A 23,646-nucleotide genomic window follows, 5' to 3' on the forward strand; every position below is an offset into this window, starting at 1 on the left:
CAGACGGAGTGCCACGCATGGACTACACCGATCTCTATATCGACGGCGAATGGCGCAAGGGCGCAGAGCGGTTCGACGTGATCAATCCCGCCACCGAAGAAGTGCTGGCCTCGGTCGCCTCGGCCGATATCGCCGATGCGGATGCGGCCCTCGATGCGGCCGAACGCGCCATGGCGGACTGGGCCGCACGCAAACCCCGCGAACGTTCCGAGGTTTTGCGCCGCGCGTGGGAGTTGATGACCGAGCGGCTCGATCATTTCGCCCATCTCATCACGCTGGAAAACGGCAAAGCCGGCGCGGATGCCAAGGGCGAGGCAACCTATGCCGCCGAATTCTTCCGCTGGTTCGCGGAAGAGGCGGTGCGCGCCGATGGGATGATCACCCATGCCCCCGCCTCCGGCGCGCGCATCGTCGTGCAGCACAAGCCCGCCGGATTGGCCGTGCTGGTCACCCCGTGGAACTACCCCGCCGCGATGGGCACACGGAAAATCGCCCCGGCCTTGGCTGCAGGCTGCGGCGTCATCATCAAGCCAGCCTCGGAAACGCCGCTGACCATGCTGGCGCTCATGCCGCTGCTGGAAGAGGCCGGCGTGCCCAAGGGCCTCGTCAACGTTCTGCCCTCGAAAAAGACCGGCGCGCTTGTCGATCACATGCTGCACGACCCACGGGTCCGCGTGGTCAGCTTCACCGGCTCGACCGGGGTGGGACGCAAACTGCTGAAATCCGCAGCCGATCAGGTGCTGAAACCGGCAATGGAGCTTGGCGGCAACGCGCCCGTACTGGTGCTCAAGGACGCCGACATGGACACCGCGATCGAGGGCACCATGCTGGCAAAGATGCGCAATCTGGGCGAGGCCTGCACCGCCGCGAACCGCATCTACGTTCATGAAGATCTGGCCGAGGCCTTCACCGCCAAGCTGTCCCAGCGCATGTCGGCGCTCAAGGTGGGCGATGGCACCGATCCCTCGGTCGATGTCGGCCCCTTGGTCAATGCTGATACGCGCGACAAGGTGGCCGAGTTCGTCTCGGATGCGCTGGCGAAAGGGGCCAAGCTGGAATGCGGCGGCACGGTGTCGAACGGGCCGGGCTACTTCTACCCGCCGACCGTCATCTCGAACGTGCCAGAGACCGCCGATTGCGTCCAGGACGAGATCTTTGGCCCCGTCGCGGCGATTCAGACCTTTGCCGATGAAGAGGATGCGATCCGCCGCGCCAATAACACCGAATACGGGCTTGTCGCCTATGTCTTCAGCGACGACTTCAAACGCGCCATGCAGGTCTGCGAGAAACTGGACTATGGCATGGTTGGCCTGAACCGTGGGCTGGTCAGCGACCCGGCTGCACCTTTCGGGGGCACAAAGCAATCGGGCCTTGGGCGCGAAGGTGGCCATGAAGGCATGCTGGAGTTCATGGAGACCCAGTACATCTCGGCAGAATGGTGAGGCCGATCCCATGAGCGATATCTCCGCCAGCCCATCGACCCGCAAGCTTGCCCTGCAAAAGGGTGTCGACCTCGAAGCGCATGCGCGCAAGCTCGGTCGCACGACCATCGGACCGGAGGACCTTGACGGCGCGCCGGCCCCTTCAGTGTCCGGAGACACGTCCTATTGGGATGTCGATCACGCCCAATACGGACCCGTGACCGAAGAGCCGATGAGCCGCTTTGCGCAGGTGGCGGCGCGCAATCTCGCAGCGGCGCAAACGCTTATTCCGGCGGTGACCCATCACGACCGCGCCGATGTTTCGGCTATCGAGGATCTGCGCAGTGCGTGGAAAGCCGAGGCACGCGCACGGTCGGTGAAACTGACGGCTCTGGCTTTCCACGTTGCCGCTTTGGCGCGCACGCTTCGGGAATTTCCGAGGTTCAACGCGTCTCTGTCGGCAGTTGGCGAAAGGCTGATCCTGAAGAACTACGTTCACATCGGCATCGCCGTGGACACGCCGCACGGCCTGATGGTCCCGGTGATCCGCGATGCCGATCGCAAGGGTCTGTGGCAGATCTCGACCGAAATCGCAGATTTGGCCGCGCGTGCGCAATCGCGAAAGATCGGCCCGGACGAAATGGGCGGCGCATCGATGACGATATCGAACCTCGGCGGCATCGGGGGAACGGCCTTTACACCTATCGTCAATCCGCCCGAGGTGGCCATCCTCGGCATCACACGCACCGAGACGGTGACGGTTTGGGAGGAAGATGGTCCGCGTCCTGTGCCAATGGTCCCCCTCGACCTGTCCTACGATCATCGCGTGATCAATGGCGCCGATGCAGCGAAATTCCTTTCGCGATACGCCGATTTCATCGCCGATCCGCGGTTGCTGCTGGTTTGATCGAGAGCAATCCTTGAGTTGGAGGTCTCTCTGATTTCAAAGAAGAAGCGTACTTCGCACACTTTTTGGGCGAACGGGGGCAGGTCCTGAGGACATGTCTCGATCGGGCCAAACTAGGGGACGAACGCGTCGCGGGATAAAATGATGGTGCCACGGTTTTCTTTTGTGGATGGCGGCTTTACGCGATTTGATCATGCTTTATGGCTAGCGCAGCGAACGACCGCTCTTCTGCCCTCGCTCTCCCGATCAAGGCTCTGGCACCTTACGGCCCCTCTCGATGTCACCGCCGTGGCGCATTGCGGCCCAAAGCCGACCTTGGCCCAGGCGATCATCGCTACAGTGCAGCGTCTCCAAAGCAGACAGTGATCGTTTGGTTTGCTTTTCGGGGCACCAAGAGCTTCTGAGCGGTGTGAAGCGGACAGGTGAGCCTCCTCGATAAGATCGGCTAGGCGATGGCCGCGTTATGAGTCCCTGTTTGGCCGCATTCTGGCAACCATATCTTCAACAGGCACTCCTTACGTTTTCGTCCTTCAACAATCCGGGCGTTTTCCATACAAAAGAATGGCGGTTTATTTCGTGAGCTCTGCAACAGCCGAAATCACACCGGCTTGGTCCGACCACATTTTAAAGATCTGTATTTCAAGCGTTCTGCGATTCCCGATCACTCAATCCTTCGCCGACATTCAGATCAGAAATGCCACTCTGCGCCGACGCGTAGGGTCCAGGCATTGAAGTTGGTCTGCCCTATGCCGTCATAAGCGATGCTTGCCTCGCCGCGCCAGCCAGCGCCTTGAGTGCTTCTCAAGCCAAATTCTACGCCGCCACGAACTCCGTCATCGCCCGTCGTCAAACCTGTGGATGCAATGTCCCAATCAAGCGAGGGAATGAAGAAGGCCGAGGCCTCGATCAGAGGAAAGGCATCCAACCACTCGATCTCTCCTGAAAGCGACATTCGCAAGAGGCTCAGATCATCACTCTCAATCGTGACTGAACCCGCTCCATCAGAAACTCTGTAAGACGCGATGCTCTCTTCAATATAAGCGAGATCCACCTGCGGCGAGAATTGCACCTCGCCGAGTTCATAAACACCATAATTGGAGGCTGCCGCCAGCACCCGCTCGGTGGAGAATGTGCCGCTCCAGATATTTCCGTCGTCATAAACATCGATCGATGCGTCATTTGTGGACTCTCCCCAGGCGAGCCGCCCGGTGAAGAAAAGGGTCTCGGAGAAGGCACCAGAGACATAGGGGCCGATCATCCAGCCACGGCCTTCGATATCGCTATACCTGTCAATATCCTCACTGGACCAATCCCCCTGAGCCATGACACCGATCGCGAGGTCCTCGTTGACCAGGTAATCTGCCCCGACATGGGCGATGGCAAATCGGCCGTTGCGTTCGGCAAGGTCACCGGTTCCATCCTCGTAAATCGAGAACCGCGCCGCCAACCAGCTGTGCCAGCGACGATCAGAACTGATCGATTGGACATTCATTGACAGGTCGCCAGCCGCCCCGCCGGTATCAGCCGCGACGCCACTTCGGAACCTCTTGAAATCAAGCATCAGGAAAAACCCCATCAAATTCCTTTGGACCAAGCCGGCACGGCACAGTCAGTGAACCATTGGGGAAACGAACAGTGTTTTTTACATTAACAGGCGTCGTAGTTGGACGCGCTGTCCTCCTATGCAGCTAACGAACAGCAGAACCGGCAATCCATCCCCTCGCCGCGCAAAGCCCTCGAAAGCCCTTTGCAACTCAATATTTTCGATCCCACTCGGGACGGCCTGTGGCCCGGCTGCCACAATGGCGCGGATGGACACTCTACACGAGCACGTTGCTGCAAGCCGTTCCTTAAACATGAAAAGGGTCGGACAAGCGCTGCAACCGTATCACGGCTAGCGCATACAGGGGTGTCTGGTTAATCCGCACTCAGGCATTTGAGAAAAAGCAGCAAACGACCGCTTTTCACCTTGAGCTTCAGGTGTACGCACCGGCGCTCACGGTCCAAATCTTTCGTTCTATTCACGCTCCGCAAATGGTGCCTTGATGTCCAAGGCTGACACAGAGCCCACACACCCAGCGTCCGATCCGTCGAGAAACGCTCTTCCTCGCGCCTCGACCGAGTTTCGACGGGCCAGCATGCGCTCGGCTCTAGCTCCTTTGGTCGTAGCGACGCGCGAACGCGACGATAATCATCGCGAGGACCGCACCGAACGCGTTGAAGCAAAGGTCCAGAGCGGTATTGATGTAGCCGCCGACATTGGTGTCGGGAACCATGAGAACAGCCGAAAATTCGATCATCTCGTTGACCGCTCCCAACCCCATCGAGGCCAGGGCCGGATAAATCAAGGCCGTCGCCGTTCCCCGAGTGTCGGGAAAGTGGCGGGTCAACAGGTGATGGAGCACCCACGCGGTGACGCCGAACCCGTAGCCATGCACGAGTTGATCGTATTTCAGAATGAACATGCGTTCATTGTCGACGATCGGAACCAGGTGCAGGTTGTAGAGGACCGAACCGGACACGGGCACACCGCCGCCGGCCATATGGGCCAGGCCCCAGATCGATAGGCCCCAAAGCATGGCCGTGGGATACTCGGCCTTGCGAAGCGACAACCCGACCAGAAGCATCAAGGCCACCATGGTCGCGACGTAGACAATGAACTCGAAGTTGCCGGTGGACAGGAACCAGATGGTGAAGGCCGCCACGTAGGTGACTGTAAAGCCACCAACCATGATCTCGCTGAGCTTTGGTTTGGTATCCATGGTAGAAACCTACATCGACCTCGGTCTGGAATCATAGCCAATCGATAGTAGCAGCGGCGAAGCCACATGCTGAGAGGGCAACCTTCGGGCATCCGTCATGGCACTTGGCGACGGACAGGAACGTCGTGTTTCAAAAGTGGCAATCCGCAACAGTCGTGGAAAAGCATGCCGCGACAACATGGCCAAACCTCCTGAAAGCTGATGGCTGCCACCGCCGCCCGAAGCACAGGCTTACGCCTAGGAAGAGGTGTTCGGTCTGCATGCGTCGCTCGCACGGAAGGCCTTGGCGACGACCACAGCGACTCGCATCTCACCGCCTCTCTCGCACCCTGCCGACCACCGTTCAAGGAAACTCGCGCCGCGGGGCCAAGGACCACACGATGGTCAAACCCGCGCCGATCGCGCCGAGGGTGAAGACCACCTCCAGCCCGGCGCTGGCCGAGTCCACCAGCGCGGCCTGCGCCTCGGCCGCCGACAGGGTCGAGATCTCGAGCAGACCCGTGATACATTGCGCCGCTGCCCCGCCCGGCACCATCGGGATGCAACCTGCCACGGCCAAGGTCTGACCCGCATGGGGCACCTTCAGGAACCGCTCCCCTAGTATCTCGACCCACAGTGCCACCGCCACCGCTCCGACGAAAGATGCCGCCGTCAGCGACCAGCCGAACTCCAGCCCCGTCGTGCGCACCGCCAGCGCCAATGTCCCCGCCACCGCCGCCCAGACCAAGGTGCCGATCCCGAAGTTGAACATCAGGCCAAAGCCTGCCGCGGCCAGCCCGCCGAACACAGCCTGGTGCAGCAGCGAGGCCGGCGGCGCCAGCAGGCTGTCCAGCCCAGGCGCCACGATCATGCGGGCCACTCCCATGCCCACGGTGATGAAGATCAGGATCATCGCCACTGTCACGAAGCGCGCGCTGCCAAGGGTCGGGAACCCCTCCATGATGTCGGTCTGCGCGTTCATCGACGGCACTCCCGGCACCAGCAGCAACACGGCTGCCGTCATGGCGATGCCAAGCGTCTCGCTACCGGCCATGATGCTGCCCACCCCGGCAATGGCCGAGGCGAGGAAGGCCACGATAGCGATCAGGACGAACACGTTGGTGCCGCGCGCGATCAGCGCCATGCGCACCCCTTGCGCGACCGTGCTCGCCACGAGGATCGGCGCGACCGAGATCCAGTCCGTGCCCAGCAAACGCCCGAACGCTGCGCAAGCCACCCCGGCTGCCACCGCAATGGCGAGTTTGCGATAGTGAGGCACCCGGCCCGTCAGACCCGCCAGCTCGGCCGAGACATCCTCGGGCGACATGCCGCCCCGCTCGGCCCGCGTGCAGAGGTCGCGCACCGCGTGGTTCAGGCGCATGTCGACGCGGTGATGCCCGATCGAGATCATGCGCGTGATGGTGTTGGCGCCGTGGGTGACCGTCATTGTGATCGAGGCATAGCCGATGCGGCTGTGCGAGGACTCCGCCCCCAGCCCCGCCGCGATCTTCTGCATCCCCGTCTTGACCACCGAGGATTTGGCCCCCGTCTCCATCAACAACCGCCCGACGGCCAGCGACGCCATCGCGATCTGTTCCAGGTGACGGTGACGGACGATGACGGGATCAGGGTACTCGGACATGAGCTAGCTGTGACGTCCTTTCGCCAGAGCCGCAAGACGATCAATGAGAGCGACAACACGAGACCCTTTGGACCCGTCTCGCAACATTCGTACTGCGGAAACGGCTGGCACCGGATATTCACATCGAAACCTCTTCAGCTTTCGTCGCGAGGGCGCCAAGCGGCAGCGAAAGCGCTCGCCGACCTTCGCGTCGATCATGGGGTGGTACGCCAGCGCGTGAGGTATCTTTCTTTGATACAGGATCGTGCAGTGAGGAGCGGGCAATCGTGCCAAGATCAGCCCCTCTCCAACCACGGTCGAAATGTGTCAGGCCGCATTCGTCGCAGGCGTTAGCATAAGTCAGCACACTCAACCGCTGCGCGAGAAGGGGCCACATAGCTGATATATATTTATATTTTCAGAATCCCATCTATTCTGAAAATTTCTTTTCAAAACTAAATTTCGTCCAGACGGCACGCTGGATAATAAATTGCATCTCTCAGATCGTAAGGGTGGGTCTCCGTTGCCCACGCCTGGATTGGGAGGTCCGGGCCGAAAAATCCATGGGAGGATTATATGTCTGACAAGAATCTCTCGCGTCGTGGCCTACTCAAGGCCGGCGCCGCTACCGGCGTCGCCCTGTCGCTGCCGACGATCTTCACCAGCAAGGCCTACGGCTTCACCAACGAGCCCGGCGCGTCCTCGGTGACGCTCGGTTTCAACGTGCCCCAAACCGGTGCCTATGCCGATGAAGGCGCGGACGAACTGCGTGCCTACCAGCTGGCGGTCGAGCACCTGAACGGTGAGGGTGATGGCGGCATGCTCAACACCTTCTCCAGCCAGGTTCTGGACGGCACCGGCATTCTCGGCCGCCGCGTCGAGTACGTGACCGGCGATACGCAGACCTCGTCGGATGCGGCCCGCTCCTCGGCGCGTTCGATGATCGAACGCGACGGCGCGATCATGATCACCGGCGGCTCGTCCTCGGGAGTGGCCGTGGCCGTGCAGGCCCTCTGCCAAGAGGCGGGTGTGATCTTCATGGCCGGCCTGACGCACTCGAACGACACCACCGGCAAGGACCGCAAGGCCAACGGGTTCCGTCACTTCTTCAACTCCTACATGTCGGGCGCGGCGCTGGCGCCGGTGTTGGCCAATGCCTATGGCACAGACCGCAACGCCTATTACCTGACCGCGGACTACAACTGGGGCTATACGACCGAGCAGGCCATCCAGGAAGCGACAGAGGGCGTGGGCTGGAACACGGTCAACACCGTGCGCACCCCGCTGGGTGCAGGCGACTTCAGCTCGTACATCACTCCGGTACTCGGCTCGGGTGCCGACACGCTGGTGCTGGTGCACTACGGCGGCGACATGGTGAACTCGCTGACCAATGCGGTGCAGTTCGGCCTGCGCGAAGCCCAGGCCAATGGCCGCGACTTCCAGATCGTCGTGCCGCTCTTCTCGCGCCTGATGGCGCGCGGTGCAGGCGAGAATATCCGCGGCATCTTTGGCTCGACCAACTGGCACTGGTCGCTGCAGGACGAAGGCAGCCAGGCCTTCACCCGCTCCTTCGGCGAGAAATACGGCTTCCCGCCCAGCCAGGCAGCGCATACCTGCTACGTGCAGACGCTGCTGTATGCCGATGCGGTCAGCCGCGCGGGCACCTTCAACCCCTGCGGTGTCGTCGAGGCGCTCGAAGGGTTCGAGTTCGACGGCTTGGGCAATGGCCCGACGCTCTACCGCGCCGAGGATCACCAGTGCTTCAAGGACGTTCTGGTGGTGCGCGGCAAGGAGAACCCGGACAGCGAGTACGACCTTCTGGAAATCGTCGAGGTCACGCCGGTGGACCAGGTCACCTATGCCCCCGACCACCCACAGTTCTCGGGCGGCGAGCTGGGTACCTGCAACCCGGGCGCCTGACGCGGCCTGACGTGCCGATTGAAGACCCGGGCGGGCGACGCACCGCCCGGGTTCCATGACGTACCGCGCAAGACCGGCCACGCCCGGATGCGCGCGCACGACCCCCGTAGACACATCCACAAGGGCGCAAAATGGAAGCCATCATTCTGCAGATCCTGAACGGTCTGGACAAAGGCTCGGCCTACGCACTGATCGCGCTTGGCCTCACGCTGATCTTCGGAACGCTTGGCGTCGTGAACTTCGCGCATGGCGCGATCTTCATGATCGGCGCCTTCGTCGCGGTGACGCTGAACCGGGTGCTGAACCTGTCATTCTCCGTCATTGACGAGACCCGCACAGATTTCCTCGGCAACCCGATGCAGGTGCAGGTGCCCTATGTCGAACATTGGTTCGGCACTCAGACGGGCGCCGCCATCATCGACTGGTCGGTGCCACTGGCCATCATCGTGGCGATCCCCATCATGGCGCTGATCGGCATCGCGATGGAACGCGGCCTGATCAAGCATTTCTACAAGCGCCCCCATGCCGACCAGATCCTGGTGACATTTGGCCTGGCGATCGTGCTGCAGGAAATCATCAAGGCCTTTTACGGCGCCAACCCGATCCCCACCCCTGCTCCCGACGCTTTCGTCGGGTCCTTCGATCTGGGCCAGATCTTTGGATTTGAACCTTTCGCAATCATGTATCCCTACTGGCGCCTCGTCTATTTCGCCTTTGCCGCCGTGGTCATCGGCGCTGTCTTTGCCTTCCTGCAATTCACCACCTTCGGGATGGTGGTGCGCGCCGGCATGGCCGACCGCGAGACCGTGGGCATCCTCGGGATTGATATCGACAAGCGCTTCACCACCATGTTCGCGATCGCGGCCATCGTCGCGGGGCTGGCGGGCGTGATGTACACACCGATCCTGTCGCCAAACTACCATATGGGGATGGATTTCCTCGTGCTCAGCTTCGTGGTGGTCGTCGTCGGCGGCATGGGCAGCCTTGGCGGCGCTGTGGCGGCTGGGTTCCTGCTGGGCGTGTTGCAGAGTTTCGCGTCCATGTCGCAGGTCATCGACCTCATCCCCGGCATCAACCAGGTCATCATCTACCTGGTCGCCATCATCGTGCTGTTGACCCGTCCGCGTGGCCTCATGGGCCGCAAGGGCGTGATGGAGGATTGATCCCATGCTCGGATTGAACAAGGCGGATCTGCGCCTTTACCTGATCGTTCTGGGGATGCTGATCTTCGCGCCCTTCATCATGAACCCCTTCCCCGAAGGTTCGGGCCTGGCTCAGTTCAACGGCGGCTACCCGGACTTGCTGCAAAAGCTGGTGATCTTCGGGATCTTCGCGGTCGGCTTCAACATCCTCTTCGGGCTGACGGGGTACCTGTCCTTTGGCCACGCGGCCTTTCTGGGGGTCGGGTCCTATGCCGGGGTCTGGATGATGAAGCTGCTCACCATGAACGTCGTGCCCGCTCTGATCATCTCGGTACTGACGGCGGGTCTGTTGTCGGTGATCATCGGCTATGTCTCGCTGCGCCGATCGGGAATTTATTTCTCGATCCTGACACTGGCCTTTGCGCAAATGTGCTACAGCCTCGCCTATTCCGTTCTGACACCGATCACGGGCGGCGAGACCGGCCTGACCCTGTCGCTGAATGACCCGCGCGTTCTGGGGACCAGCCAGACGGCCGAGGGCAATATCCCGGTGCCACATTTCTTCGGGCTCGAAATGAACGCATCGAGCACGCTGGAACTGGGCGCATGGTCGTTCACCTTCAATACCGGCTACTACTTCTGCGCCGTGGTGATGGCGGTCGCCTTCTATTTTGCCATCCGGCTGTTCCGGTCGCCCTTTGGCCTGATGCTGCGGGCCGTCAAGTCGAACCAGGCCCGGATGAGCTATACCGGCCTGAACGCGCGGCCCTACACGCTGGCGGCTTTCGTGATCTCGGGCATGTATGCCGGTCTCGCCGGTGGCCTGATGGTCGCGATGGACCCGCTGGCCGGCGCCGAGCGGATGATCTGGACCGCATCGGGCGAGGTCGTGCTGATGGCGATCCTTGGCGGCGTGGGCACGCTGATCGGCCCGATCCTTGGCGCGGGCGTCATCAAGTATCTCGAGTCGATCATCTCGACCATCAACTCGACCATCTTGCACCAGTGGTTCGCCTTCCTGCCCGACGGTCTGGAGGATTTCGTGGTCGCCATCATCTACCCCTTCGTCGGCAAGGGCTGGCACCTGACGCTGGGGATCGTGTTCATGCTGGTGGTGATCTTCCTGCCCGGCGGCATCGTCGAGGGCGGCAAGCGGATCGGCAACCTCTTCCGCCGCAAGCGCCGCGAAGAAACGCCCCCCAGCAGCACGACCACCCCTGCCCCGAAACCCGGCGAGTGAGGAGAGACGGCCATGGGTATCCTAGAAGTCACGGACGTCAACAAGCGCTTCGGCGGTCTGCAAGCGCTGGGGAAAGTGAACCTCAGCGTGCAGGAAGGCACCTGTCACGCCATCATCGGCCCCAACGGGGCGGGCAAGTCCACGCTGCTGAACTGCCTCGTGGGCAAGCTCATCCCCGACACCGGGACGGTCACGTTCGAGGGACAAAGCGTGCTTGGCCGCAAGCCCTACGAGATCAACCAGATGGGCATCAGCCGCGTCTTCCAGACCCCCGAGATCTTCGGCGATCTGACGGTGCTGGAAAACATGCTGATGCCGGTCTTTGCCCGGCGCGACGGCACCTTCCGCCTGCATGCCTACGAGACCATCGCAAACGAGCGGGAATTGCTCGACGAGGCCGAGGGCATGCTCGACGAGGTGAACATGCTCGACAAGCGGCACATGCATTCCGCCTCGCTCTCGCGCGGGGACAAGCGGCGGCTGGAAATGGCCATGTGCCTCGTGCAGAAGCCCAAGCTGCTGCTGCTGGATGAACCGACCGCCGGCATGGCGCGCGCCGATACCAACAACACGATCGACCTGCTCAAGGAGATCAAGGAAAAGCGCAACATCACAATGGCGATCATCGAACACGACATGCATGTCGTCTTCAGCCTCGCCGACCGGATCACGGTCCTGGCCCAAGGCACGCCGCTGGTCGAGGACATCCCCGAGAACATCAAGGGCCACCCGAAGGTCCGCGAAGCTTATCTTGGCGAAGCGCAGGTCTGAGGACCGGCAGGAGGGAATAAGATGAACGTCAATCCGGATTGGGATCCGAACGCCAACCACGCCAGCCATGCGCCGGCCTTCCTGTCGGTCTGGGAGATCGACGCCTATTACGACGAAAGCTACATCGTCCAGCGCATCAGCTTCAACGTGCACGAGGGCGAGATCCTCGCCCTTCTGGGGCGCAACGGCGCGGGCAAGACCTCGACCCTGCGCACCATCGCGCGGGTGGACGACCCCGAGTTGCGCCATGGCGAGATCTGGCTCGACCACCAGCCCCTGCACGAGATGAAGGCCCACCAGGCGGCACAGAACGGCCTTGCGCTTGTGCCCGAGGATCGGCGCATTATCCCGGGCCTGACGGTCGAGGAAAACCTCAAGCTCGCGCAGATCGCCCCGCCCCACGGCTGGTCGATGGACCGTATCTACGAGCTGTTCCCCCGCCTCGGTGAGCGCCGCAAGCAGGAAGGGGTCACGCTGTCCGGGGGCGAACAGCAGATGCTGGCCATCGCCCGCGCGCTTGCCCGTGACATCAAGATCCTTCTGCTCGATGAACCCTACGAAGGGCTGGCGCCCGTCATCGTCCAGGAAATCGCCAAGACCCTGAACGTGATCCGCGACCAGGGCATCACCACCATCATCGTGGAACAGAACGCCGTGGCCGCGCTGGAACTGGCCGACCGCGCCGTGATCCTCGACACCGGCTCGGTCGTCTTTGACGGCGACGCCAAGGAAGTTCTGGATAACAACGAGTTGCGCGAGGAATACCTCGCCATCTGAGATGCCTGCCCGGCGGCTCACCCCGCCTGGCACGTCAACGCCTCGCCCCCTTTCGGGCGGGGCGTTTTTCGTTGCGAGTCGCGGGGATCGCCCGAAACCGGCTTCGAAACCGCACAATATCGCGGGGCAGCGCCAGAAGTTTCGCTCAAGAATTGTGCAAATGCCGAATGCCGCGGCGCAGCGGCGCGCTTTGCCTATGCGCAGCGCCGACCCCGTGCGACCTTCAAATTGTCGGACGCCTCGGGATCAGTCTCCTCCCTTCCTTTGCCGATCTCAAAGGCGCCGACGCGAAAAGACTGGCTGACGATCCGCCTCCTCGTCTCTCTTCCACTTGGCCGGATCGTCAGCTTTTTCGCGGAGTAGAAGCAGTCAGGGCGCAAGGGCGTCCGGGTCATTGCTCCCGTTTCACGCGCAGGCCGTCCAGGCCCTGGAACAGGAGAACGACCATGACCGCATCGACCGGCAGCTACAGCTACGACGAATTGAACCGGGAATCCCGTATCGGCGGGATGGGCACCGAGGGAACGCATCAGGTCGCCCTGATCGACCTGAGCGATTACGAGACCCGCAAGGCCGAGATCGCCGACCAGCTGTGGGAGGCCGCGACGACATTGGGCCTGTTCCAACTGACCGGGCACGGCATCCCGCTGGAACAGATCGAGGAAGCGTTCGCGCTGTCCGAAAAATTCTTCGCCCAGCCCATGGAGGTGAAGGAAACCATGCCGCTGCGCCCCGGCACCAACGCGGGTTGGGAGTTCAAGGCGCAGGTTCGCCCCTCGACCGGTACGCCGGACCAGAAGGAAAGCTACCAGATCACCCTGCCCCGCATGGACGGCCTCTGGCCAGCCGAAGAGGCGCTGCCCGCGTTCAAGGACAAGATGCTGGCCTTCGAGCGCGCCAACTGGGAGGTCGCGATGAAGGTGCTCTCCTGCTTCGCTCTGAAACTGGGGTTTGCCGAGGATCTCTTCACCCGCGCCCATGACCCGGCCTCGCCCGAGTATCAATCCACGCTGCGCCTGATCCACTACCTGCCGATGGAAAACGCCAAGCCCGAGGATTTCGAGGGCTGGCGCGCCGGTGCCCATACCGATTTCGATTGCCTGACGCTCTTGCATCAGAAAACCGGCCAGGGCGGGTTGCAGGTCTGCCCCGGCTACGCCGCCGAAGACGGCGCCTGGACCAGTGTCGAGCCCGTCACCGGCATCATCACCTGCAACATCGGCGACATGCTGATGCGCTGGTCCGATGACCGCCTGCTGTCGAACCCGCACCGCGTACGGATGCCGCGCCCTGACGAGTATCTCGGACCGCGCTATTCGATCCCCTTCTTCGCACAGGCCAACAAGGATTTCGTCCTGCGTGGCCCAGCCGGGAAATACCCGCCGATCACCGCCGGCGACTACATCCTCGAGCGGATCAAGGCGAATTACGATGCGCTGAAATCCAAGGCCTGACAGGCACTTGTCCCTGTGTCCGCCGTGCAACGTTGCAGCGGCGGACACAATTCCGCCACATTGTTTCCCCGGTTTTGCTCGATTTGTGGCAAGAATAAGACTTTCATGAAATTACGTTTCATGACGGTTTGGAGCAATATTATGCCAACAACACCTCAACCCACCCCGGCGAAGGGCCAGAAGCCCGAAAAACCGCGCCCGGCCCCGGTCCGCTTCAAGGATTGGGCCAGCATCTGATAGGCTGATCTTCGGGAGGTCCCGAAGATGAGCAACACCCCGGCGGAAGACTCCGTCACCACGATCCGCAACATCGGACCGGCCCAAGCCGAGGCCCTCGCCCGCGCGGGGATTCACACGGCGACGGATCTGCAAAGGATCGGAGCGGAAACCGCCTACGCCCGCATGATCGAAACCGGCACCCGGCCGCATTTCATCGGGTTCTACGTCTTGGTCATGAGCCTGCAAGGACGCCCCTGGAACGATTGCAAGGGCGCCGAGAAAGCCGCGCTGCGCGAAACCTTCGACGCGATCATCGCACGGACCCGCGAAAGCGGCGGCGCCAACCCCGAGCTCGAACGCATCCTCGACCGGATCGGGACCGGCGCCCGCCGTTAAAAAACGAACCAAAAAATACCTTTTTGACGCTACGGAAGTTGACCTATGTCAAACACTTTTCCGTGCACTTTCGCATACTCTGGAATCATTCCAACGGGCTTCCGGGAAGCGCGCAAACCGAATGGAGATCCAGATCATGTTCCGCACCACGCTCACCGCCGGCGTTGCCCTTGCAACCGCCCTTGCAGGTCCCGCGCTGGCAAACGATGAGCTGCGTGAATACGCAAACGAATTGTTCGAGCCGATTCCGCTGTCGACCCCCGATCTAGACAACGGCAACATGGTCACTCGCCAGCGGGTCGATCTCGGTGCGATGCTGTTCTTCGATCCGCGCATGTCGCGCTCGGGCCTGTTCTCGTGCCAGTCCTGCCACAATGTCGGCACGGGCGGGGTAGACGGCCTCGAAACCTCGATTGGCCATGGCTGGCAGGCCGGTCCGCGCAACTCGCCCACCGTGTTCAACGCCGTGTTCAACGTCGCCCAGTTCTGGGACGGCCGCGCCGCCGACCTTGCCGAGCAGGCCACCGGCCCGGTTCAGGCCGGTGTCGAGATGAACAACACGCCCGAGCGCGTGATCGCAACGCTGAACTCGATGCAGGCCTATGTGGACGCCTTCCAAGAGGCCTTCCCGGGCGAGGAAGATCCTGTCACCTTTGACAATTTCGCGCTTGCCATCGAGGCATTCGAAGCCACGCTGACCACGCCGAACTCGCGCTTCGACCAGTTCCTGATGGGGGCCGATAGCCTCAATGAACAGGAACTGGCCGGTCTGAACGCCTTCATCGATCAAGGCTGTGCCGCTTGCCACGCGGGCGTCAACATGGGTGGCCAGGACTATTACCCGTTCGGCCTGGTCGAGCGTCCGGGCGCCAACGTTCTGCCCGAGGGCGACCGCGGCCGCTTTGCCGTGACGGAAACCGCGATGGACGATTACGTCTTCCGCGCCGCACCGCTGCGCAACATCGAACTGACCGCCCCCTACTTCCACTCTGGCGCCGTTTGGGACCTGGAAGAAGCCGTGGCCGTCATGGGCGTGGCCCAGCTGGGTGCCGAACTCAGCGAACAGGAGATCTCGGACATCGCCGCCTTCCTGCGCACGCTGACCGGCGAGATCCCCGAGGTCGTGCACCCGGTCCTGCCGACGCGCACCGCGGACACCCCGCTGCCCGAACCGATGTAAACACCCGTTTCGGCGCACTCTCCCCTCCCTCCTCCCGGCGGGTCGGGCGCCGATCAGGGGACTGCGACGGGCGCTTCCCCCGCGCAGTCCCCCAAAAGATCAAAGGCCGCCTCATGCGAGGCGGCCTTTTCTTTTGGGATATCTGATTTATCGGATTTGTTGCAGATGCATCAAATCCACACGCCCATGCGCGCGCGGGTCAAAACGGCCCGCGAATTGGAGATCGTCGGAACCTATCCAGATCATGACCGTTCCCCTTCACAGACAATCATGCAGCTTCACAGGGAGATCATCATGGATATCCTGCGCATCCTCGCCTCCATCATCCTGCCGCCCCTTGGCGTGTTTCTGGAGGTCGGCCTGACCAAGCATTTCTGGATCAATATCGTTCTGACGATTTTGGGCTACATCCCCGGCATCGTGCACGCGCTGTACATCATCCTGCGCGACCAGCCGCGCACGGTGTAGCCGATGACCGGCCCCGAGACCCAAAGGCAGTTGGAACGGCTCGATCGCCTGGCGACCCGACTGGACAGCGCGTTCCGCATTCCCTTCACCGGGATCCGCATCGGGTATGACGGGCTGATCGGCCTGATCCCGGGCGTCGGCGATACGCTCGCCCTCGCCCCCGCCGCCTACATCCTGCTGTCGGCGCGGCGGCTTGGGGCCTCGACGCCCGTCCTTCTGCGCATGACCGGCACCTATGCGCTGGACTACGCGGTGGGCCTCGTGCCCATGCTCGGCGACGTGTTCGACATCGGGTTCAAGGCCAACCGCCGCAACATCGCGTTCTTGCGGCAGCACCTGCACGAGAAAGGGCGGGTGCCGAGCCCGGCAACCGCCCCTTCGCAATCCGGTATCGCCGACGTTTAGCCGACCAGTTCGAGCCCGGCGAAGAAATACGCGATTTCCTCGGCTGCGGTTTCGGGTGCGTCCGAGCCGTGGACCGAGTTTTCGCCCTTGGACAGCGCGAACTCCTTGCGGATGGTGCCTTCGGCGGCTTCGGCCGGGTCGGTGGCGCCCATCACTTCACGGTACTTCGCAATCGCGTTCTCACCTTCCAGCACCTGCACGACGACCGGCTCGGAGGCCATGAACTCGCACAGTTCACCATAGAAGGGGCGCTCCTTGTGGACGGCGTAGAAGGTGCCGGCCTGGGCGGGGGTCATGTGGATGCGCTTCTGCGCAATGATGCGCAGGCCGGCGGCTTCGATCTTGGCGTTGATCGCGCCGGTCAGATTGCGCTTGGTGGCGTCGGGCTTGATGATGGAAAAGGTGCGCTGAATGGCCATGTCTCGCTCCGTTGAAACGGGGTGGGTTAAGGATCGCGCGCCCTCTAACACGGGGGTTGCGGGTTGAAAAGGCGATGATTGACAGCCCGCACGCGGCGCGTCACACCGCGCCCATGCTGCGTATCTCAGACATCTCCTATTCCGTCGCAGGCCGGTCCCTTCTGGAAGGGGCGTCGGCCACCATTCCCGCCGGGCACAAGGTGGGCATCGTGGGCCGCAATGGCACCGGCAAGACGACGCTCTTCCGCCTGATCCGGGGCGAGTTGACGCTGGACAGCGGCAGCATCGAGGTGCCCGCCCGCGCCCGCATCGGCGGCGTCGCGCAGGAGGTGCCGTCGTCCGAGACGTCGCTGATCGACACGGTGCTGGAGGCCGATGTCGAACGCGCCGCCCTGCTGGCCGAGGCCGAAACGGCAGACGGACACCGCATGGCCGACATCCAGACGCGCCTGACCGATATCGACGCCTGGTCGGCCGAGGCGCGCGCCGCCTCGATCCTCAAGGGGTTGGGCTTTACCGATGCCGAGCAGCAGATGCCCTGTTCCGCCTTCTCGGGCGGCTGGCGCATGCGTGTGGCACTGGCGGGTGTGCTCTTTGCGCAGCCCGATGTCCTGCTGCTGGACGAACCGACCAACTACCTCGACCTTGAAGGGGCGCTGTGGCTGGAAAGCTACCTCGCGAAATATCCGCACACTGTCTTGGTCATCAGCCATGACCGTGATCTGCTGAACCGGGCGGTGGGGCACATCCTGCACCTGACCGACAAGAAGCTGACGCTCTATTCCGGGGGGTACGACACCTTCGCCCGGACCCGGGCCGAACAGCGCGCGGTGCAGGCCGCCGCCGCCAAGAAGCAGGAGGTGCAGCGCGCCCATCTGCAAAGCTTCGTCGACCGGTTCCGCGCCAAGGCCTCCAAAGCGAAACAGGCGCAATCGCGGGTCAAGATGCTGGAAAAGATGGAAACGATCCGCGCGCCCGAGGATGCCGCGCGCACCGTCTTCACCTTCCCCGAGCCGGACCAGCTGTCGCCGCCCATCGTGAACCTCGAAGGGGCCTCGGTGGGCTATGACGGAAAGGCCGTTCTGGCGCGATTGAACCTGCGCATCGACCAGGATGACCGCATCGCCCTGCTGGGCCGCAATGGCGAGGGGAAATCCACCCTCTCCAAGCTGCTGGCGGGCAAGTTGCAGACGATGGAGGGGCGCGTCACCGCCTCGTCCAAGCTGCGGGTCGGGTATTTTGCGCAGCACCAGGTGGACGAGTTGCACCTCGACGAGACGCCGCTCCAGCACATCCAACGTGAGCGCCCCACCGAGGCACCGCCGAAACTGCGCGCACGTCTGGCGGGCTTCGGCCTTGGCGCGGACCAGGCCGAAACTCTGGTGGCCAAGTTGTCCGGCGGGCAGAAGGCGCGCCTGTCGCTGTTGCTGGCGACGCTGGACGCGCCGCATATGCTGATCCTGGACGAACCGACCAACCACCTCGACATCGAAAGCCGCGAGGCGCTGGTCGAGGCGCTGACCGCCTATTCCGGTGCGGTGATCCTCGTCAGCCATGACATGCATCTGCTCAGCCTCGTGGCGGACCGCCTGTGGCTGGTGAAGGACGGGCGCGTGGCCCCTTATGACGGCGATCTGGCCAGCTATCGGCAGATGCTGTTGAAGGGCGAGGACAAGCCGCCAAAGCCCGATAAAGCTGCGGAAAAGCCCAAACCCAAGCGCCCCAGTCAGGACCAGATCAAGGAACTGCGCGCCGAGGTCCGCCGCGCCGAAGCGCGCGTGCAGAAGATCGAGGAGATGCGCGAGAAACTGGCTGCGAAACTGGCCGATCCCGCGCTTTACCAAGACGACCGCGCGGGCGATCTTGGGGTTTGGCAGAGGAAATACGCCGAGGTGATGGACGGCCTCGACCGCGCCGAAGCGCTCTGGATGGCCGCAGCCGAACGTCTCGAAGAGGCGGACGCGAGTTAAAGCGCGCCACTAACCCTCGGAAATTGTTTTAAGTCTTGGTCGCGCGGCGCGACAGCGTGCCGCGCGCAGGCCGCATTCCAAAACATATATTGCTTATGTATATTATTGACAGGTGCAAATTGAAGGAGCCCTGTCATGGCCACACCCGCCGGATACACGCGGACGCAGATCCGCCTTCACTGGATCATCGTGGGCCTCGTCGCCCTGCAATACGTCTTCAAGGATGCGATTTCGCAGGCTTGGGCCGATTGGTTGAACGGGGCCGAGATCGCCTTCAACCCGATGATCGCGCAGCACGTGTTTCTGGGCGCGCTGGTCGCCCTGCTGACCATCTGGCGCCTCGCCCTGCGCTTCAGCCACGGCGCCCCCGCCCCGGCGGGAACCGAAAGCGCACCCGGCAAGGCCAAGGTGGCGCTCGCGACGCAATGGGCGTTTTATGCCCTGATGCTGCTGATGCCGATCTCGGGTTCGGTTGCGTGGTTTGGCGGGGCCGAAGGCGCCGCGACGGCGCATAACATCCTGAAATTCGTTCTGCTGGCCCTGATCGCACTCCATGTCGTGGGCGCGCTGGTGCAGCAATTCGTTCAGAAAACCAACGTCATGGCCCGGATGAAACATCCCGTGGCCTGACCCGAGGAACACAGACACATGACCACCCTGAAAACGACCTTTCTGATCCTGGCCATTGGCGCGGGCGCGGCCTTTGCCGATGCGCACGCCGCGCCGGGATCGCAATTCATGACCGCATGGGACCTCGACGCCGACGGCACCGCCACATTGGCCGAACTGCAAGAGATGCGCGGCACCGTCTTCGGCATGTTCGACGCCGATGAGGACGGCGTCCTGAGCGCTGAGGAATACGTCGCCTTCGACGCGGCCCGGAATGCCGACATGGAGAATTTCGAAGGACCGGAACCGGCCCGCGAGATGATGCAGATGGTGGCCGACGGGCTTGGCCTGCCCCCCAACGATGCCGACGGAGACGGCAGCGTCACACGTGATGAGTTCATCGCCGGAACCGATAGCTGGCTCGATCAGATCGACCAGGACGGGGATGGCGCCGTGACCAGCGCAGATTTCATGCGCTGAAGGGGCCGGGGCGCGTGTCTTGTTTGCACCCGAGGCGTGCGCCCCGACCCGCCCTTTTTCGACCCATGAGCATTGACCTTTGCGCGCCCGCGCGGCACGGGTCGCAGCATGGAACTGGCCGCCTATATCCCCGCCTTCGTGGCGCTCTTCGTCATCATCGACCCGATCGGCATGGCGCCGCTTTTCGTGGCGCTGACGGCGGGGATGGATGCCGTGCACCGGCGCAAGGTTGCGATCCGTTCCTGCCTCGTCGCTTTCGGCCTTCTGACGCTGTTCGGCATGGCGGGCGAAGCGGTGTTGAACTTCCTCGGGATCTCCATGCCGGCCTTTCGCATGGCGGGCGGCATCCTGTTGTTCCTGACGGCCCTAGACATGTTGTTCGAGCGGCGCAGCCAGCGCCGGCAGGGTCAGGCCGAGGCCGAGCATTCGGACGATCCGTCGGTGTTTCCGCTGGCGATCCCTCTGATCGCGGGGCCCGGCTCCATCGCGACGATGATCCTGCTGACCGGGCAGGAAGGGGGCGACCTGCTGCACATCGCGCTGATCCATGCGGTCATGGCGATCGTCTTGCTCGCGGTCTTCACGCTGTTTCTGTTGGCCGGGCGGTTGGAACGCCTGCTGGGCGAGACCGGGATCAACGTGGTGACGCGGCTTTTGGGCATGCTGCTGGCCGCCCTGTCGGTGCAATTCGTGATCGACGGTTTGCGCGACCTGGCCGTGATCTGACGCCGCACCCACCCTATATGCTAGGCAAAGGGGTGTGCTGATGCTGAATGGCGAACAAATCGGAAGCCTGATCTACCTTGCCCTGCTGGGCACGGCGATCGCGGGGTGGCTTGTGGCCTCGAACCGCCGCAATATCGGGAAGCTGACGCAATACGCGGCGATCTGGATCTTCATTTTCCTCGGTGCCATCGTCGCCATGGGCCTCTTCACCGATATCCGCAACGACCTTGCCCCGCGCCAATCGGTGATGATGGAAGGCACGCGGATCGAGGTGCCGCAGGCCGCCGACGGGCATTTCTACCTGGTCCTGGGGGTGAACGGCACACCGGTGCGCTTCGTCGTCGACACGGGCGCAAGCGATGTGGTGCTCAGCCGATCGGATGCCGAACGGGCGGGGCTCGACCTCGACTCGCTGATCTTCTCGGGCCGCGCCAATACCGCGAATGGCATCGTCGAAACCTCGCCCGTCCGGGTCGATGCGCTGGAACTGGGCGGCGTGGTGGACACCGGCGTGCGCGTCGTGGTGAACGGCGCCGAGATGCGCGACAGCCTGCTGGGGATGAGCTACCTGCGACGGTTCGACCGCATCGAGATTGCCGACGGGCGTTTGCTGCTGGAGCGCTGACGCGCCCGTCAGGCGCCGTCTCGCCCGCCGGATTGCGCCTTCATTTCCCACCGACCAGACTCTTCCGACCAGTATTTCGCCTCTGCCCCTGCGTCGGTCAGGGATTTCCACTGTTCGCGCGCCGTCTGGACCGCCGCCGGGTCATGCCCGTCGAACAGGATCATGACGCGCGACAGGGCCGCGACCTCCGGTGCGCTCACGGCAGCCCCTTCGACGGAGACGAGGCAATCGGGCTGGTTGGCCGCCGCCTCTGCGGTGGTCAGAAGGATCGGCTGATCGGCATCATGCGGCCCGCCGGACCGTCCATGGGGCAGGAACTCGTCCCCCGACGGCCCAAGCCAGAGCTGCGCATCCAGCCGCTCCAGCATGTCGTCGGTCCGGCCCCGCACGGCCACGCGCCACCCCTGTTGGAGCGACTTCTCCAACAGGCTGCGCAGCGTCACGTCGAGCGGCTGGCGCGTCAGGTGGTAGAAAAAGGCCGCGCCCAACCGCCCTACCCTTCGTAATTGTCACGCACGAGCCGGTCGAGCGCCAGAACGCCCCAGCCCGTCGCACCCTTCGGCGCCAGCATCGTTTCGGATTTCACGCTGGCCACCCCCGCGATGTCGAGATGGATCCACGGCGTGTCTTCCTTTACGAAACGCCCGAGGAACTGCGCCGCCGTGATCGAGCCCGCCGCGCGCCCGCCCACGTTCTTCATGTCGGCGATGCGGCTTTTCAGCAGGTCGTCATAGGCCTGTCCCATCGGCAAGCGCCACGCGCCTTCGCCCTCGGCGGCAGCAGCCTTGAGGAAGGCATTGGCAAACGCATCGTTGTTCGAGAAGACGCCGCCATTCTCATGCCCCAGCGCGATGATCATCGCGCCGGTCAGCGTCGCCAGGTCGACCATGCCGGCGGGGGCGAATTTCTCTTGCGCGTACCACATCACATCGCAGAGCACCAAGCGCCCCTCGGCATCGGTGTTGATGACCTCGATCGTGTCGCCCTTCATGGATTTGACCACGTCGCCCGGACGCTGCGCCCGGCCCGAGGGCATGTTTTCCACCAGCCCGACAAGGCCCACGACATTGGCCTTGGCCTTGCGCTGCGCGATGGCGCGCATGGCCCCCGCCACGACGCCCGCGCCGCCCATGTCCATGGTCATGTCTTCCATACCGCCCGCGGGTTTCAGGCTGATCCCGCCCGTGTCAAAGACGACACCCTTGCCAACCAGCGCAAGCGGCGCCTCGTCGCCGCCGCCCTTCCATTCCATCACCACGACCTTCGAGGGGCTCTCGGACCCATGCCCGACGGCCAGAAGGGCGCGCATCCCGAGCTTTTCAAGCTCGTCTTCCTCCAGAACGGTAACCTCGACCCCCAGCCCCGACAGCGCCTTGAGGCGCTCGGCGAATTCCTCGGTCGTCAGAACGTTGGCGGGTTCGTTCACGAGGTCGCGGGTGAAGAACACACCGTCGGCCAGCGCGGCCTTGTCGGCCCAGGCCTCGGTTGCGGCATCGGGTTTGGTGACCATGATGCTCGCGCCCTCGGCAGGGTCGCTGTCACCGCTCTTGTGGTCGGTGAAATCGTAGCTGCGCAGGCTGAGGCCGAGGGCCAGTTCCTCGATCTTGTTGGTCGATCCGGCGCAGAGCGTCAGCGCGCCCTTGCCGCGCACCTTGGCCAGTGATGCCCCGGCCTTGCGCGCGTCCTCGACCGACGGGCGGCGCGAGAGTTTCAGCACCACCAGCATGTCGGCCGCCATCCCGGCGGGGAACGCCATCGTGATCGCATCCCCTTCCTTGGCCTTGGCGAACCGATCGGCCTCGACCAGCCGGGCCAGCATGCCCTTGGTCAGGCGGTTCAGGCGGCGCGCGGCGGGGTCCAGCTTGCCTTCGGGTGTGACGATCACGGCCAGGGTGCCCCCGGCGTCCTTCAGCGCGTCGAGATCGGTTTCGGTGAAGTCGATGGTGATCGGCGTCGTCATGGCCAAGGCCCCCTGCTCAGGTCAGCGTGTCATTCTTGTCGCGACATTAGGGCGGCGATGGGCGGAAGGCCAGATCACCCTTACGGCGGCGATGGAATTGGATTAAAACAAGATAACCGCGTTCGGCTGCCACCGGGCGCATCATCTGGGGTCCTTGCGCCACGTGCCGACGATCCGAGGAAGGGAAGTGCCAGA

Annotated in this window: 23 protein-coding genes; 17 read left to right on the top strand and 6 right to left on the bottom strand. The window is 63.1% G+C overall.

Going from position 1 to position 23,646, the window contains the following annotated elements; all coding sequences use genetic code 11:
• The first annotated feature begins 17 nt into the window (after nucleotides 1-17).
• Both KUV65_RS04300 and KUV65_RS04305 read left to right on the top strand, forming a co-directional pair.
• The gene (locus tag KUV65_RS04300) at nucleotides 18-1,442 is read left to right on the top strand and encodes an NAD-dependent succinate-semialdehyde dehydrogenase (protein ID WP_222187847.1); all 1,425 of its coding nucleotides are present in this window, start codon (nucleotides 18-20) and stop codon (nucleotides 1,440-1,442) included.
• Nucleotides 1,443-1,452: 10 nt separating this feature from the next.
• Nucleotides 1,453-2,328, top strand: a complete 876-nt coding sequence (locus KUV65_RS04305) for a 2-oxo acid dehydrogenase subunit E2 (RefSeq protein WP_222187849.1) — start codon at nucleotides 1,453-1,455, stop codon at nucleotides 2,326-2,328.
• Nucleotides 2,329-3,016: 688 nt separating this feature from the next.
• Here the strand turns inward: KUV65_RS04305 and KUV65_RS04310 are convergent.
• The 3 genes from KUV65_RS04310 to KUV65_RS18055 all read right to left on the bottom strand — a co-directional run bounded on the left by KUV65_RS04310 (nucleotide 3,017) and on the right by KUV65_RS18055 (nucleotide 6,711).
• Complete coding sequence (locus KUV65_RS04310) at nucleotides 3,017-3,904, bottom strand: autotransporter outer membrane beta-barrel domain-containing protein (RefSeq protein ID WP_222187851.1); 888 nt, start codon at nucleotides 3,902-3,904, stop codon at nucleotides 3,017-3,019.
• 574 nt (nucleotides 3,905-4,478) lie between these two features.
• Complete coding sequence (locus KUV65_RS04315) at nucleotides 4,479-5,090, bottom strand: DUF2238 domain-containing protein (protein ID WP_222187853.1); 612 nt, start codon at nucleotides 5,088-5,090, stop codon at nucleotides 4,479-4,481.
• 343 nt (nucleotides 5,091-5,433) lie between these two features.
• Complete coding sequence (locus tag KUV65_RS18055; RefSeq protein WP_261331587.1) at nucleotides 5,434-6,711, bottom strand: threonine/serine exporter family protein; 1,278 nt, start codon at nucleotides 6,709-6,711, stop codon at nucleotides 5,434-5,436.
• A gap of 555 nt (nucleotides 6,712-7,266) precedes the next feature.
• Between KUV65_RS18055 and KUV65_RS04330 the strand changes: the two genes are divergently transcribed.
• From KUV65_RS04330 to KUV65_RS04375, 10 genes are all read left to right on the top strand, one after another.
• Nucleotides 7,267-8,610 (top strand): substrate-binding protein, encoded by a 1,344-nt coding sequence (locus KUV65_RS04330; RefSeq protein WP_222187855.1) that lies wholly within the window; start codon nucleotides 7,267-7,269, stop codon nucleotides 8,608-8,610.
• Between the two features lie 131 nt (nucleotides 8,611-8,741).
• On the top strand, nucleotides 8,742-9,773 hold the full coding sequence (locus KUV65_RS04335; protein WP_222187857.1) for a branched-chain amino acid ABC transporter permease: 1,032 nt from the start codon (nucleotides 8,742-8,744) through the stop codon (nucleotides 9,771-9,773).
• 4 nt (nucleotides 9,774-9,777) lie between these two features.
• Nucleotides 9,778-10,992 (top strand): branched-chain amino acid ABC transporter permease, encoded by a 1,215-nt coding sequence (locus KUV65_RS04340; RefSeq protein WP_222187859.1) that lies wholly within the window; start codon nucleotides 9,778-9,780, stop codon nucleotides 10,990-10,992.
• Between the two features lie 12 nt (nucleotides 10,993-11,004).
• Nucleotides 11,005-11,763 (top strand): ABC transporter ATP-binding protein, encoded by a 759-nt coding sequence (locus KUV65_RS04345; protein ID WP_222187861.1) that lies wholly within the window; start codon nucleotides 11,005-11,007, stop codon nucleotides 11,761-11,763.
• Between the two features lie 21 nt (nucleotides 11,764-11,784).
• Nucleotides 11,785-12,540 carry an ABC transporter ATP-binding protein gene (locus tag KUV65_RS04350; RefSeq protein WP_222187863.1) on the top strand — a complete coding sequence of 252 codons (756 nt, stop codon included), beginning with the start codon at nucleotides 11,785-11,787 and terminating at the stop codon, nucleotides 12,538-12,540.
• Between the two features lie 446 nt (nucleotides 12,541-12,986).
• A complete protein-coding gene (locus KUV65_RS04355) occupies nucleotides 12,987-13,994 on the top strand; it encodes an isopenicillin N synthase family dioxygenase (protein ID WP_222187865.1) in 1,008 nt (335 codons plus the stop codon).
• A gap of 264 nt (nucleotides 13,995-14,258) precedes the next feature.
• Nucleotides 14,259-14,609 (top strand): TfoX/Sxy family protein, encoded by a 351-nt coding sequence (locus KUV65_RS04360; protein ID WP_222187867.1) that lies wholly within the window; start codon nucleotides 14,259-14,261, stop codon nucleotides 14,607-14,609.
• Between the two features lie 121 nt (nucleotides 14,610-14,730).
• Nucleotides 14,731-15,789, top strand: coding sequence for a cytochrome-c peroxidase (locus KUV65_RS04365; protein WP_222187869.1), 1,059 nt, complete (start codon nucleotides 14,731-14,733; stop codon nucleotides 15,787-15,789).
• A 294-nt stretch (nucleotides 15,790-16,083) separates the two neighbouring features.
• Entirely contained in the window at nucleotides 16,084-16,257 is a 174-nt protein-coding gene (locus KUV65_RS04370) for a YqaE/Pmp3 family membrane protein (protein WP_222187871.1), read from the top strand.
• Between the two features lie 3 nt (nucleotides 16,258-16,260).
• Nucleotides 16,261-16,662 (top strand): DUF4112 domain-containing protein, encoded by a 402-nt coding sequence (locus KUV65_RS04375; protein WP_222187873.1) that lies wholly within the window; start codon nucleotides 16,261-16,263, stop codon nucleotides 16,660-16,662.
• On the opposite strand, the gene ndk is transcribed toward KUV65_RS04375, so the two are convergent.
• Nucleotides 16,659-17,081, bottom strand: a complete 423-nt coding sequence (gene ndk, locus KUV65_RS04380) for a nucleoside-diphosphate kinase (RefSeq protein ID WP_222187875.1) — start codon at nucleotides 17,079-17,081, stop codon at nucleotides 16,659-16,661. The two genes, KUV65_RS04375 and ndk, sit on opposite strands and share 4 nt — an antisense overlap.
• 113 nt (nucleotides 17,082-17,194) lie before the next feature.
• Here ndk and KUV65_RS04385 point away from each other — a divergent pair, with 113 nt between their 5' ends.
• From KUV65_RS04385 to KUV65_RS04405, 5 genes are all read left to right on the top strand, one after another.
• Nucleotides 17,195-19,051: an ABC-F family ATP-binding cassette domain-containing protein gene (locus KUV65_RS04385; RefSeq protein WP_222187877.1), complete on the top strand. Its 1,857-nt coding sequence runs from the start codon at nucleotides 17,195-17,197 to the stop codon at nucleotides 19,049-19,051.
• Between the two features lie 135 nt (nucleotides 19,052-19,186).
• Nucleotides 19,187-19,681, top strand: a complete 495-nt coding sequence (locus KUV65_RS04390; protein ID WP_222187879.1) for a cytochrome b — start codon at nucleotides 19,187-19,189, stop codon at nucleotides 19,679-19,681.
• 18 nt (nucleotides 19,682-19,699) lie between these two features.
• Nucleotides 19,700-20,140, top strand: coding sequence for an EF-hand domain-containing protein (locus KUV65_RS04395; RefSeq protein ID WP_222187881.1), 441 nt, complete (start codon nucleotides 19,700-19,702; stop codon nucleotides 20,138-20,140).
• A 108-nt stretch (nucleotides 20,141-20,248) separates the two neighbouring features.
• Entirely contained in the window at nucleotides 20,249-20,866 is a 618-nt protein-coding gene (locus KUV65_RS04400; RefSeq protein WP_222187883.1) for a MarC family protein, read from the top strand.
• A 40-nt stretch (nucleotides 20,867-20,906) separates the two neighbouring features.
• Nucleotides 20,907-21,491, top strand: coding sequence for a retropepsin-like aspartic protease family protein (locus tag KUV65_RS04405; protein WP_222187885.1), 585 nt, complete (start codon nucleotides 20,907-20,909; stop codon nucleotides 21,489-21,491).
• An 8-nt stretch (nucleotides 21,492-21,499) separates the two neighbouring features.
• On the opposite strand, the gene KUV65_RS04410 is transcribed toward KUV65_RS04405, so the two are convergent.
• Entirely contained in the window at nucleotides 21,500-21,979 is a 480-nt protein-coding gene (locus KUV65_RS04410; RefSeq protein WP_222187887.1) for a DNA polymerase III subunit chi, read from the bottom strand.
• Nucleotides 21,980-21,984: 5 nt separating this feature from the next.
• Nucleotides 21,985-23,451, bottom strand: a complete 1,467-nt coding sequence (locus tag KUV65_RS04415) for a leucyl aminopeptidase (RefSeq protein WP_222187890.1) — start codon at nucleotides 23,449-23,451, stop codon at nucleotides 21,985-21,987.
• Nucleotides 23,452-23,646: the final 195 nt, after the last annotated feature.

Source organism: Maritalea mobilis, from assembly GCF_019800885.1.
Taxonomy (GTDB): domain Bacteria; phylum Pseudomonadota; class Alphaproteobacteria; order Rhodobacterales; family Rhodobacteraceae; genus Roseibacterium; species Roseibacterium beibuensis.